This window comes from Bradyrhizobium sp. AUGA SZCCT0105 (assembly GCF_018129565.1).
Classification (GTDB): domain Bacteria; phylum Pseudomonadota; class Alphaproteobacteria; order Rhizobiales; family Xanthobacteraceae; genus Bradyrhizobium.
Map to the genome: position 1 here is coordinate 350204 of NZ_JAFCMK010000006.1, position 13175 is coordinate 363378.

The window sequence follows — 13175 nt, forward strand, 5'->3', positions numbered from 1 at the left end:
ACGACGATCCCGCCGACGCTGCGGAAATCTAATGGCTTCGGCTTAAGCACTATTGCAACCACACCGTGCTTCTTTCTATGGTCCCGCCCGCTTGGAATTTCGGGGGCGGGATGTTTGGACGTTACGCGGCCTTGCTGGCCGGTGTGTTGACGGTGTCGGGCTGCGTGAGCGATGGTGTCGGCACCTACTATGCGGCGATCTCGCAGAAGTTCGGGCCACCGAAGCCGGGACATTCCCGCGTCGTCGTGCTCCAGGAAAAACGCAAGGGTCTGAGCATGGCGTTTTGCGCCTGCGACCTGAAGCTTGATGGCGAGCCGATCGGCAAGGTCGCATTCGGGACGTACGCGTTCGCCGATCGCCCCGCCGGCCGTCATCAACTGGTCGCGAGCGAAGTGATGTTTCCCGGCGACACCACCTTCAACTTCGCAACCGAGCCGGGCCGCACCTATTTCTTTCTGTTGAGATCGAGCGAGCGCCACGACTCCGTCACCGGCGTGTCGATGGTGGGCGGTTTGGTTGGTGGCTTCGTCGCGTCGGCTGCGACCGCGAACGCCGCCAATCCGGGGCCGGCCGATTTCGTAGCGCTGGACGAGGCGACAGCGCGCACGACGCTGGCGGAGCTACAATTGGCGCAATAGGGATCGCCCGGCGGGATCTTGGCGGGGGCCTTGGCCGGCCATACCGGGCCATTTTGGGCCAAAACGGATCAGTTTCGGGGCTCAAAGGGCCCGTCCGGCCGCTGTAACCGGCCGTATTTCCTTGCTTCTGGCGCAAATCGCGCTATATACCGCGCCATCTCACACGGAAACATGGCTCTCAAAGGCCGTCCGGTGGCAACCGGGCCATTCAGGCTCGTTTGCTCACACGTTTCCGGAGGAACCAACCGGAGAATTAGATCTATGTCGCTGCCCGAATTCAACATGCGTCAGCTCTTGGAAGCTGGCGTTCACTTTGGCCACCAGTCCCACCGCTGGAACCCGAAGATGCAGGATTACATCTTCGGCGCCCGCAACAACATCCACATCATCGACCTCGCGCAGACCGTGCCGATGCTGCACCGTGCCTTGCAGGCGGTCAGCGATACCGTCGCCAAGGGCGGCCGCATCCTGTTCGTCGGCACCAAGCGCTCGGCCCAGGACGGCGTTGCCGATGCGGCCAAGCGTTCGGCCCAGTATTTCGTCAACTCGCGCTGGCTCGGCGGCACGCTGACCAACTGGAAGACGATTTCGGCCTCGATCAAGCGGCTGCGCCATCTCGACGACGTGCTCTCGTCGGGCGAAGCCAGCTCCTACACCAAGAAGGAGCGGCTGACGCTGCAGCGCGAGCGCGACAAGCTCGACCGTTCGCTTGGCGGCATCAAGGACATGGGCGGTCTTCCCGACATGATCTTCGTGATCGACACCAACAAGGAAGACATCGCGATCCAGGAAGCCCAGCGGCTCAACATCCCGGTCGCTGCGATCGTCGACACCAATTCGGACCCCAAGGGCATCACCTATGTGGTGCCGGGCAATGACGACGCCGGCCGCGCGATCTCGCTGTATTGCGATCTCGTGGCGCGCGCCGCCATCGACGGCATCTCGCGTGCGCAGGGCGATTCCGGAATCGATATCGGTGCGTCGGCTGCGCCCGTGCAGGAAGAGCTCCCGGCGGCTGCGCCGTCCGGCTTCCAGGGCCTCGCTGGTCCGCGCGGCACCGCCGACAACCTCAAGAAGCTCACCGGCGTGTCCGGTACGATCGAGAAGAAGCTCAACGACCTCGGCATCTTCCACTACTGGCAGCTCGCCGAGCTCGACCATGACACCGCGCACAAGATCGGCGAAGAAGTCGGTCTGCCGAGCCGTGCCGACGCCTGGGTTGCCCAGGCCAAGACGCTCGCCGAAGCGGAATAAAGGTTACGCGGCGTGGCCGGGTCTCGCCCGGCCGCCGCTTCTATTCCACGAACAACGATTTCCCTGTCGCTGACAGCGGCGCCATCGGGCGCCGCGGTTTCTGTACAGGCAAGAAGGACATTGAACGATGGCAACGATCACAGCAGCGATGGTCAAGGATCTCCGCGAATCGACCGGCGCGGGCATGATGGATTGCAAGGCGGCGCTGACCGAGAACAACGGCGACATGCAGGCCGCGCAGGATTGGCTGCGCAAGAAGGGTCTGTCCAAGGCCGCCAAGAAGGCCGGCCGTGTGGCCGCCGAGGGCCTGATCGGCGCGCTGACCTCCGGCACCAAGGGCGTGCTGGTCGAGGTCAATTCGGAGACCGACTTCGTTGCGCGCAACGAGCAGTTCCAGGGTCTGGTCAAGATGATCGCCCAGGTCGCGCTGCATAACGGTGCCAATGTCGAGACGATCAAGGCGGCCAAGGTCGGCGACGTCACCGTCGAGACCGCGATCTCCGACGCCATCGCGACCATCGGCGAGAACATGACGCTGCGCCGCGCCGCTTCGCTCGAGGTGAGCAAGGGCGTGGTGTCAAGCTACGTCCACAACGCCGTCGTCGAAGGCGCCGGCAAGATCGGCGTGATCGTGGCACTGGAGTCCACCGGCAAGACCGACGAGCTCGCAGTGCTCGGCCGCCAGCTCGCGATGCACGTCGCGGCGGCGAAGCCGCTGGCGCTCGATCCGGCCGGGCTCGACCCGGAGACCGTCAAGCGCGAGAAGGACGTACTGGCCGACAAGTACCGCCAGCAGGGCAAGCCTGAGAACGTCATCGAGAAGATCGTCGATTCCGGTCTGAAGACCTACTACAAGGAAGTCTGCCTGCTCGATCAGGCCTTTATCCACGACAGCGGCAAGTCCGTTGCCCAGGCGGTGAAGGAAGCTGAGGGTAAGGTCGGCGGGCCGATCAAAATCGCTGGCTTTGTGAACTATGCTCTCGGTGAGGGAATCGAGAAGCAGGAAAGCGACTTCGCCGCCGAAGTCGCGGCCGCCAGCGGCAAGAAGTAACCGCTGACACCTGGCGTCCGGCGTCCGCGCCGGAGGCCTGCCTGCGCGGGATGAGAAAGCGATCGCATCATGGCTGAGCCGATCTATCGTCGCGTGGTGATCAAGCTGTCCGGCGAATATCTGGCCGGCTCCCACGGTTTCGGTATCGATCAACCGACAGTCGACCGCGTCGCCGACGACCTGATCGCGGCCCGCAAGCTCGGTGTCGAGGTCGCGGTCGTGATCGGCGGCGGCAACATCGTCCGCGGCGTCGAGGTGTCCTCGCGCGGCGTGTCCCGGCCGACCGGCGACACCATGGGCATGCTTGCCACCATGATGAACTGCCTCGCGCTCGAGGCGGCGATCGAGCGCAAGGGGACACCGGCGCGGACCTTGTCGGCATTCGTGATGCCGGAGATTTCCGAGCTGTTTACCCGTAGTGCGACGCACAAATATCTCGCCGAGGGACGCATCGTCCTGCTCGGCGGCGGAACCGGCAACCCGTTCTTCACCACCGATACCACCGCCGTGCTGCGCGGGGCCGAGATCGGGGCAGAGGCGGTGCTGAAAGCCACCAATGTCGACGGCGTCTACAGCGCCGATCCGAAGAAGGATCCCAAAGCCAAGCGCTTCGACCGCCTGACCCATTCGCAGGCGATCGAGGGTGGCTACAAGGTCATGGACGCGACCGCTTTCGCACTTGCCCGCGAGACGTCGCTGCCTATCATCGTGTTCTCGATCGCGGAGCCCGGTTCGATCGGTGCGATTCTGCGCGGTACCGGACACGGCACGGTCGTCGCCGGCTGATTGCCGCGCCTCTGAGTCCAGACTTTGGACCCGAGGGCGTCGACAGCCGGTTTCTAGTAAAGGGAGAAGCGTCATGGCCGCAGCTGGTTTTGACATCAACGACGTGAAGCGCCGCATGCAGGGCGCCACACAATCGCTCAAGCACGAGCTCGGCGGTCTGCGTACCGGCCGCGCCGCGGCCTCTATGCTGGAGCCGGTCCAGGTCGAGGCTTACGGCTCGCATATGCCGCTCAACCAGGTTGCGACCATCAGCGTGCCCGAGCCGCGCCTGCTCTCGGTGCAGGTCTGGGACAAGACGATGGTGAAGGCGGTGGAGAAGGCGATCGTCGACTCCAACCTCGGCCTTTCGCCGGCAACCGAAGGACAGGTGCTGCGCTTGCGGATTCCCGAACTCAACGAGGAGCGCCGCAAGGAACTGGTCAAGGTCGCGCACAAATACGCGGAAGCGGCCAAGGTCGCGGTACGCCACGTGCGCCGCGACGGCCTCGACGTGATCAAGAAGCTCGAGAAGAATCACGAGATCTCCGAGGACGATCAGGAGCGCCTGTCGAACGAGGTGCAGAAGGCGACCGACGGCGTGATCGCCGAAGTCGATCAGCTGCTTGCCGCCAAGGAAAAGGAAATCCTGACGGTCTGAAGGCGCTACGGGAAAGAGCAGATGTCGAACGCCGCCGCCCCAGCAACCGACGGACCGGATCGCTCCGGCAGTCCGTTGCATGTGGCGATCATCATGGACGGCAACGGGCGCTGGGCCGCTTCGCGCGGCCTGCCGCGCGTCGAGGGCCATCGCCGCGGCGTCGAGGCGTTGCGCCGCGTGGTGCGTGCGGCCCATGAACTCGGCATCGTCTATCTCACGATCTTTTCGTTCAGCTCGGAAAACTGGTCGCGGCCGGCCAGCGAGATCGGCGATCTGTTCGGCTTGCTGCGCCGCTTCATCCGCAACGATCTGGCGACGCTGCATCGCGACGGCGTGCGGGTGCGCGTGATCGGCGAGCGCGCCGGGCTCGATCCCGACATCTGCGCGCTGCTCAACGAGGCCGAGGAGCTGACGCGGAATAACGTCAAGCTCAACCTTGTGGTCGCCTTCAATTACGGCTCGCGGGCGGAGATCGCTGCCGCCGCGCGGCGCCTTGCGCGCGAGGTCGCCGAGGGCAAGCGCGACGCCGACTCCATCGATGCCGATACGCTCGGCCAATATCTCGATGCGCCCGACATTCCGGACCCGGATCTGATCATCCGGACCAGCGGCGAACAGCGGCTGTCGAACTTCCTGATGTGGCAGGCCGCCTATAGCGAGCTGGTGTTCGTGCCGATTCACTGGCCGGATTTCGACAAGGCGGCGCTCGAAGGCGCGATTGTGGAATACGGCAAGCGTGAGCGCCGGTTCGGCGGCCTCGCCGCGAAAACCGGATCGTGAGCGAGCGCGAAGCCGCACCCGCGGCAGCAAGCGAGCAGTCGCCGGCGGCACCAAGCGAGCAGGGGTCGCGCAACTTCGCGATGCGCGTGGTTGCGGCGCTGGTGCTGGCGCCGGTTGCGATCGCGCTGGCCTATCTGGGTGGCATCGCCTGGTCGCTGCTGGTGACGCTGGTTGCAGTCGGATTGTTCGCGGAATGGCTCATGGTTACCGGGCTCGGACGCGAACTCCGCGTCATGGTGCCCGGCATTATCGCGCTGCTGCTCGCCGGACTTTGCCTGATGGCCGGCCGCATCGATGCGGCGCTGGCGGTCCTCGCCGCCGGTGCGGTTGTCGTGGCGCTGACCTCGGGCGCGCGGCGCAACTGGGCGATTGCGGGATTGGTCTATGCTGCGGCCGCCGAGATCGCATCGGTGCTGCTGCGTCTCGATACGGCGAAGGGCTTTGCCGCGCTGATGTTCGTGTTGCTGATCGTGTGGGTCACCGACATCGGCGGCTATTTCGCGGGCCGCAGCATCGGCGGGCCGAAGCTTTGGGTGCGGGTCAGCCCCAAGAAGACATGGGCGGGCGCGGCCGGTGGCTTCGTCGCGAGCCTGTTGGTTGCGGCATGCTTTGCCGCCTTCGAGATCGGCACGGCCGGGCCGCTGCTGATGCTCGGAGCCGTTTTGTCGGTGGTCTCGCAACTTGGCGATCTCTTCGAATCCGCTGTGAAGCGGCGGTTCGGGGTGAAGGATTCGAGCCACATCATTCCCGGCCATGGCGGCCTTTTGGATCGCCTGGACGGATTTGTCGCGGCCGTCATTGTGGCGGCGATTTTCGGCTTTCTCCGTGGTGGCGCCGATGGCGTCGGACGCGGTCTTATGGTTTGGTGATGAGATGAGCGCAGTTCCGTTGCGTAACAACAAGGCCGCGGCGGCATCCGCAGCGCGGTCCGTGACCGTCCTCGGTGCCACCGGCTCGATCGGCGACAGCACGATGGATCTGCTGCGTGGCGCGCGCGACCGTTACCGGGTCGAGGCGCTGACCGCGAACAGCAATGTCGAGGGACTGGCCAAGCTCGCCAAGGAGTTCGGCGCGCGGTTCGCCGCCATTGCCGATCCGGCGCGGCTTTCCGAATTGAAGAACGCACTGGCTGGAACCCGGATCGAATGCGGGGCCGGGGAGAGCGCCATCATCGAGGCGGCTGCGCGGCCGGCGGATTGGGTGATGGCCGCGGTCAGCGGAGCTGCCGGATTGAAGCCGGCACTTGCCGCGGTCGATCGCGGCGCAACCGTCGCGCTCGCCAACAAGGAGTGCCTGGTCTGTGCCGGTGACATCTTCATGGAGCGGGCCAAGAAGGCCGGCGCCTGCATCCTGCCGGCGGATTCCGAGCATAATGCGCTGTTCCAGGCGCTGGCTTCCGGCAATCGCGAGGAACTGACGCGGGTGATCATCACGGCGTCCGGCGGGCCGTTCCGCACCTGGGCTCCCGCCGACATCGAGCAGGCGACGCTGGAACAGGCGCTCAAGCATCCCAACTGGAGCATGGGGCAGAAGATCACGATCGATTCCGCCTCGATGATGAACAAGGGCCTCGAGGTGATCGAGGCGTCCTACCTGTTCGCCCTGGCGCCCGACGAGATCGACGTGCTGGTGCACCCGCAGTCGATCATCCACGGCATGGTCGAGTTCTCCGATCGCTCCGTGATGGCCCAGCTCGGCACGCCCGATATGCGGATCCCGATCGCGCATTGCCTCGGCTGGCCGGACCGGATCGTCGGCCCGTCCGCCAAGCTCGATCTCGCCAAGATCGGACAGCTCACCTTCGAGGCGCCCGACTTCCAGCGTTTCCCGGGGCTGCGGCTCGCTTACGAGGCGCTGCGGCTCGGCAATGGCGCGACAACGGTCTACAACGCTTCGAACGAGATCGCGGTCGCGGCGTTTATCGCCGGCAAGATCAAATTCGGTGCGATCGCCCGGCTGGTCGAGGCCACGATGAACGATTGGATCAGGTCGGGGAATCAGCCACCGCTGAACTCGGCGGATGATGCGATTTCCGTTGACCATATCGCGCGAAATAAAGCTGCCGCCCTATTGCCTCAAATTGCCTTAAAGGCAACCTAGAGGGTTGGGGACGGAGCCTATGGCTCTTGTCGAGGGGAATTCGAATGCCCGAGTATTTTCTTCATAGTATCAATGCGTTGAGCCATGGGCTCCTCGGTTATATCGTTCCCTTTCTCTTCGTCTTGACCATCGTTGTTTTCTTTCACGAGCTCGGCCATTTCCTGGTTGCGCGCTGGGCCGGGGTGAAGGTGCTGACGTTCTCGCTGGGGTTCGGGCCGGAGCTTGCCGGCTTCAACGACCGGCATGGCACACGCTGGAAGATCTCGGCGATTCCGCTCGGCGGTTACGTCAAGTTCTTCGGCGACGATAGCGAAGCGTCGACGCCGTCGACGGAGACGCTCGCCGCCATGACGGCAGAGGAGCGCGAAGGCAGCTTCCATCACAAGTCGGTCGGCAAGCGCACCGCGATCGTCGCGGCCGGTCCGGTGGCGAACTTCATCCTCGGCGCCCTGATTTTCGCGGGCATGGCGCTCTATTACGGCAAGCCCAGCACGATCGCCCGGGTCGATGGCCTGGTCGCCGAGAGCGTCGCTGCGAACGCGGGCTTCAAGGTCGGTGATATCGTCGTCGATATCGACGGCAGCGCGATCCAGAGCTTCGCCGACATGCAGCGGATCGTAGCTTCGAATGCCGGTTCAGAGCTTGGTTTCAAAGTGAAGCGGGACGGCGCGATCGTTTCCCTGAAGGCGGCGCCGGCGCTGAAGGAGGTCAAGGACCCCTTCGGCAATGCCCACCGAATCGGCGTGCTCGGAATCGAGCACAAGGCTCAGGTCGGCGAAGCATCCAGCGCTCCGGTCGGCGTCTTTGAAGCCATGAAGATCGGTGTCGAGCAGGTTTGGTACATTATTTCGAGCACGTTCAAGTTCCTCGGCTCGCTGTTCGTCGGGACTGGCAATCCGGCCGAGGTGAGCGGGGTCATTGGAATCGCGAAGCTGTCGGGTCAGGCCGCGAGCGCCGGGTTCCAGTTCGTTGTCAATCTTTGCGCGATCCTCTCGGTCTCGATCGGGCTGTTGAATCTGTTCCCGATTCCGCTTTTGGACGGTGGACACCTCCTGTTCTACAGCGCGGAGGCACTTCGTGGACGCCCGCTTTCGGAGCGGACGCAGGAGGTGGGTTTCCGAATCGGTCTGGGTTTGGTTCTGATGCTGATGGTGTTTGCGACATATAACGACATCCTCAGAATCGCTGGGTCCTGAAACGGGGCTTTTCTGTGGCGTTGCCAATGGGCAACGTCTTGGTATGAAAATGGAAATGTTCGGCTGTAGTAAGTTTGCCCCCTCGGCAAAGTTGGCTACAAGCTGAGCGGCAGGTTGGGAATCTGTCGGGTCGTTGGGGAACGGTCCGGCATTGCGAAAGATAAGGGCGCGTTGCGCATGATGTTTGGAATGCGAGTGAGGGGGGGGCTGTTCGCCGCCTTGGTCATGTTCGCCGCGCCGGTGGCGGCCACCTTGGCGGCCGTTGCTGTCTCTGCGCCTGCGCTTGCGCAGACGGTCGATTCGATCACGGTGGAGGGGAACCGCCGCGTCGAGCTCGAAACCATCCGTTCCTATTTCCATCCCGGACCGGGCGGTCGGCTGGGCCAGGCCCAGATCGACGACGGCCTGAAGGCGCTGATCGAGACCGGCCTGTTCCAGGACGTCCATATCGATCAGCGGGGCGGGCGCCTCGTTGTGGTCGTGGTCGAGAACCCGGTGATTGGCCGCGTTGCCTTCGAAGGCAACAAGAAGGTCAAGGACGAGCAGCTCACCGCCGAAGTCCAGTCCAAGCCGCGCGGCACCTTCTCGCGCCCGATGGTGCAGTCGGATGCCCTGCGCATCGCCGAAATCTACCGCCGTTCGGGCCGCTACGACGTGCGGGTCAATCCGCAGATCATCGAGCAGCCGAACAACCGCGTCGACCTGATCTTTGAGGTCAATGAAGGCGTGAAGACCGGTGTGCGGTCGATCGAGTTCCTGGGCAACAATGCCTACTCGGCGTCCCGCCTGCGCGACGTCATCAAGACCCGCGAATCAAACCTGTTGAGCTTCCTCGGCGGCAACGACGTCTACGACCCCGACCGGGTCGAGGCCGACCGTGACCTGTTGCGCCGCTTCTATCTCAAGAACGGCTACGCCGACGTTCAGGTCGTGGCCGCGCTGACCGAATACGATCCCGACAAGAAGGGCTTCCTGGTTACCTTTAAGATCGAAGAGGGCCAGCAGTACCGCGTCGCGGCCGTCAACTATACGTCGTCGATCGCAACGCTCGATCCGAACGCGCTGCGCTCGTTCTCGCGCGTCAATATCGGCTCGCTCTACAACGCCGAGGCGCTGGAGAAGTCGGTCGAGGAGATGCAGATCGAGGCGTCGCGCCGCGGCTACGCGTTCGCGGTGGTCCGTCCGCGCGGCGATCGCAATTTCGACAATCACACGGTGTCGATCACCTTCGCGATCGATGAAGGTCCGCGCACCTATATCGAGCGCATCAACATCCGCGGCAACAGCCGCACGCGCGACTACGTGATCCGCCGCGAATTCGATATCTCGGAAGGCGACGCCTACAACCGTGCGCTGGTCGACCGTGCCGAGCGCCGGCTGAAGAACCTCGACTTCTTCAAGACCGTGAAGATCACCACCGAACCCGGATCCTCCAGCGATCGCGTCATCCTGATCGTCGATCTCGAGGAGAAGTCGACCGGCGACTTCTCGGTGTCGGGCGGCTATTCGACCACCGACGGCGCGCTGGCTGAAGTCAGCGTCTCCGAGCGCAACCTGCTCGGCCGCGGCCTGTTCGCGAAGGCGTCGGTGACCTACGGCCAGTATGCCCGTGGCTACTCGCTGTCGTTCGTCGAACCCTACCTGCTTGATTACCGCGTCGCGCTCGGCCTCGATTTCTACCAGCGCCAGCAGCTGTCCAACAGCTACATCGCCTACGGCACCAAGACGCTCGGCTTCAGCCCGCGGCTTGGCTTCAGCCTGCGGGAAGACCTGTCGTTGCAGCTGCGCTACTCGATCTATCAGCAAGAAATCACCCTGCCGTCGACGCTCAACAACTGTAACAACAATCCCTTCCTGTCTGACGGTGTAACGCCCAATCCTGCGTTCAATCCGAGCCCGGCCTATGCGAACCTGAACGGGATCAGCTTGGTGTCGACCAACGGTCTCGGCTGCTACAGCGACGGCGAAGCCTCGCTGCCGGTCCGCAAGGAGCTGGCGGGCGGCAAGACGCTGACCTCGGCGCTGGGCTATACGCTCAACTACAACACGCTCGACAACAACAAGAACCCGACCGACGGTCTGATCATCGACTTCAAGCAGGACTTCGCCGGCGTCGGCGGCGACGTCAGCTACATCAAGAGCGCGATCGACGCGAAGTACTACACCCCGCTGGTGTCGGATATCGTCGGCGTGATCCACGCCCAGGGCGGCATCCTGAACAAGCTGGGCAGCGACGAACTGCGCATGCTGGATCACTTCCAGATGGGCCCGAACCTGGTCCGCGGCTTTGCGCCGAACGGCATTGGTCCGCGTGATATCAATCCCTACGGCACCATGGACGCGGTCGGCGGCACCAAGTACTGGGGCGTGTCGGCGGAGCTGCAGATGCCGTTCTGGTTCCTGCCGAAGGAAGTCGGGCTCAAGGGCGCGGTCTATGCCGACGCCGGCGGCCTGTACGACTATAAGGGACCGACCTCGTGGGCGGCGACGGGCGAAGTCAACACGGCTAACTGCGTGAGGCCGACGAACAACCCGCCGTCTCCGGGTACCTGCCTTGGCCTGAGTTTTGACGACAGCAAGGTTGTCCGTACCTCCGTCGGTGTCGGCCTGATCTGGCAGTCGCCGTTTGGTCCGCTGCGCTTCGACTACGCTGTACCGCTGACCAAGGGTGCGTATGACCGCGTGCAAGAATTCCGGTTTGGCGGCGGTACGACTTTCTAACACCGCGGCTCGACCGGACTGCGACGGATGGAATGGCGCAGCCGATCTTCTTCAAAAGTCCTCCTTCGTCATCGCTGGCTGAAATCGCCGCGCTGACGAAGGCGCAACTGGTCGACCCCGAAAGGGGCGCGCTTCAGATCAGGGGGCTGGCCTCGCTCGACGAGGCCGGTCCGATGCATCTCGCGTTTTTCGACAATCTCAAATACGTCGACCAACTCGCCGCGACCAAGGCCGGCGCCTGCCTGGTCAGCCCGCGTTTCGAGGCGCAGGTGCCGAAGGGCACCGCCGTGCTGCGCGCCGCGAAGCCGTTCCAGGTGTTCGTCGAGCTCGCCCGCGAATGGCACGCCGATGCGCTGCGGCCGCAATCCTGGTTCGGCACCGAGGGCGTCGCCCCGTCGGCGATCATCGATCCCACCGCGCGCCTCGAGGACGGCGTCATCGTCGATCCGCTGGTCGTGATCGGCCCGCGGGTCGAGATCGGCTCCGGCACCATCATCGGCGCCGGCGCGGTGATCGGCGCCGACGTCAAGATCGGCCGCGACTGCAATGTCGGCGCCAAGACCACCATTCAGTTCGCGCTGATCGGCAACAACGTGCTGATCCACCCAGCCTGCAATATCGGCCAGGACGGCTACGGCTTCATCTTCTTCGGGCCGGCAGGGCACGTGAAGGTGCCGCAGACCGGCCGCGTGGTGATCCAGAACAATGTCGAGGTCGGCGCTGCCTCGACCATCGACCGCGGTTCCCTGCGCGACACCGTGATCGGCGAGGGCACTAAAATCGACAACCAGGTCCAGATCGGCCACAATGTGACCATCGGCCGGCACTGCCTGCTCGCGGCCCAGATCGGGCTCGCCGGCAGCCTGACGATCGGCGACAATGTCGCGCTCGGCGCCAAGGTGGGCATCAACAACCACCTCAAGATCGGCGACGGCGCCCAGGTGACGGCGATGAGCGCGGTCAAGGACGACATTCCGGCCAATGGTCGCTGGGGCGGGCATTTCGCCAAGCCGACCAAGCAGTGGTTCAGGGAAATTATCGCGGTGGAGCGCCTGGTGCGCGACAACGAAGCCAAAGGCAAGGAACAGGAGTGATGGAGGAGGCACCGGTCAAATTCGAGCTCGTGGATATCAACGATATCCTGAAGACGCTCCCGCATCGCTTTCCGATGTTGCTGATCGACCGCGTGATCAAGATCCGCACCGACTACAGCGGTATCGGCATCAAGAACGTCACTTTCAACGAGCCGCCGTTCCAGGGGCATTTCCCGGATCGCCCGGTTTACCCCGGCGTGATGATGATCGAGGCGATGGCGCAGACCGCCGGCGTGATCGGCATCAAGTCGGTCGAGGGCACCGAGAAGCCGCGCGCGGTGTATTTCCTCACCATCGACAAGTGCAAGTTCAGGAAGCCGGTGATGCCCGGCGACACCATCGAGTACCACATGCGCTCGCTCGGCCGCCGCAAGACGATGTGGTGGTTTCACGGCGACGCCAAGGTCAACGGTCAGGTTGTCGCCGAGGCCGATGTCGGCGCGATGCTGACGGATTAGTGCGTTTTCGAGCGAAGTGGCCCCCGGTTCACGTGAAGAAAACGCGTCAAGAAAAGAAGCCCTCGGCGGCCGAGGTTCACGACGTCCTGCACGCGTAACGGCCGTCCGCGCCGGCGATGCGCAGGACGCGATTGAGGAAGACGCCCATCGATGGTGCGATCATCAGCGCGTCGTAGGTCTCCGTGGGCACGCCGCAATAGTGCTGGTAGCTGCCCCTGACCGCGACCAGCAGCGTGCGTTCGCTCGCGCTGTAGCAGACGCGCTGGACGATCGTGCTGCGGTTGATGTCGCGGCAGTCGAAGGACGAGAGATCGACGCTCGTGCTGTTGCCGAGATCGACGGTCTCCGGCCCGATCGGCGCGGAGAACAGGCTGAGGATCAGCGCGGCGGCCCGGACCATGGATCGGTTGCGACCTTCTCGTTTGCAACAGGTCGTCATCATACGTCACTGGACAGGGCG

The 13175-nt window shown here is 63.9% G+C and carries 13 protein-coding genes; 12 read left to right on the top strand and 1 reads right to left on the bottom strand.

Features of this window, described 5'->3' with window-relative positions:
• Positions 1-131 precede the first annotated feature (131 nt).
• The 12 genes from JQ573_RS27720 (at position 132) to fabZ (ending at position 12715) form a co-directional block, all read left to right on the top strand.
• Positions 132-638: a DUF2846 domain-containing protein gene (locus JQ573_RS27720; protein ID WP_249132407.1), complete on the top strand. Its 507-nt coding sequence runs from the start codon at positions 132-134 to the stop codon at positions 636-638.
• Positions 639-899: 261 nt separating this feature from the next.
• Positions 900-1892: a 30S ribosomal protein S2 gene (locus JQ573_RS27725; protein ID WP_092114613.1), complete on the top strand. Its 993-nt coding sequence runs from the start codon at positions 900-902 to the stop codon at positions 1890-1892.
• A 127-nt stretch (positions 1893-2019) separates the two neighbouring features.
• The gene (tsf, locus tag JQ573_RS27730) at positions 2020-2943 is read left to right on the top strand and encodes a translation elongation factor Ts (protein WP_212314810.1); all 924 of its coding nucleotides are present in this window, start codon (positions 2020-2022) and stop codon (positions 2941-2943) included.
• 69 nt (positions 2944-3012) lie between these two features.
• A complete protein-coding gene (gene pyrH, locus JQ573_RS27735; protein WP_212314809.1) occupies positions 3013-3729 on the top strand; it encodes a UMP kinase in 717 nt (238 codons plus the stop codon).
• A gap of 73 nt (positions 3730-3802) precedes the next feature.
• A complete protein-coding gene (frr, locus tag JQ573_RS27740) occupies positions 3803-4366 on the top strand; it encodes a ribosome recycling factor (protein ID WP_028334007.1) in 564 nt (187 codons plus the stop codon).
• A gap of 21 nt (positions 4367-4387) precedes the next feature.
• Positions 4388-5146, top strand: a complete 759-nt coding sequence (locus tag JQ573_RS27745; protein WP_212314806.1) for an isoprenyl transferase — start codon at positions 4388-4390, stop codon at positions 5144-5146.
• Between the two features lie 80 nt (positions 5147-5226).
• Complete coding sequence (locus tag JQ573_RS27750) at positions 5227-6015, top strand: phosphatidate cytidylyltransferase (protein ID WP_249132462.1); 789 nt, start codon at positions 5227-5229, stop codon at positions 6013-6015.
• 4 nt (positions 6016-6019) lie between these two features.
• On the top strand, positions 6020-7246 hold the full coding sequence (gene dxr / locus JQ573_RS27755) for a 1-deoxy-D-xylulose-5-phosphate reductoisomerase (protein ID WP_212314803.1): 1227 nt from the start codon (positions 6020-6022) through the stop codon (positions 7244-7246).
• 44 nt (positions 7247-7290) lie between these two features.
• Positions 7291-8442 (top strand): RIP metalloprotease RseP, encoded by a 1152-nt coding sequence (gene rseP / locus JQ573_RS27760; protein ID WP_212314802.1) that lies wholly within the window; start codon positions 7291-7293, stop codon positions 8440-8442.
• 177 nt (positions 8443-8619) lie between these two features.
• Positions 8620-11163, top strand: coding sequence for an outer membrane protein assembly factor BamA (gene bamA / locus JQ573_RS27765; RefSeq protein WP_212314801.1), 2544 nt, complete (start codon positions 8620-8622; stop codon positions 11161-11163).
• A gap of 32 nt (positions 11164-11195) precedes the next feature.
• Entirely contained in the window at positions 11196-12257 is a 1062-nt protein-coding gene (gene lpxD / locus JQ573_RS27770) for a UDP-3-O-(3-hydroxymyristoyl)glucosamine N-acyltransferase (RefSeq protein ID WP_212314800.1), read from the top strand.
• Positions 12257-12715, top strand: a complete 459-nt coding sequence (gene fabZ / locus JQ573_RS27775) for a 3-hydroxyacyl-ACP dehydratase FabZ (protein ID WP_016841580.1) — start codon at positions 12257-12259, stop codon at positions 12713-12715. Before lpxD ends, fabZ begins: the two co-directional genes overlap by 1 nt.
• 76 nt (positions 12716-12791) lie before the next feature.
• Here the strand turns inward: fabZ and JQ573_RS27780 are convergent, their stop codons facing one another.
• Entirely contained in the window at positions 12792-13115 is a 324-nt protein-coding gene (locus tag JQ573_RS27780; protein ID WP_212314799.1) for a KTSC domain-containing protein, read from the bottom strand.
• Positions 13116-13175: the final 60 nt, after the last annotated feature.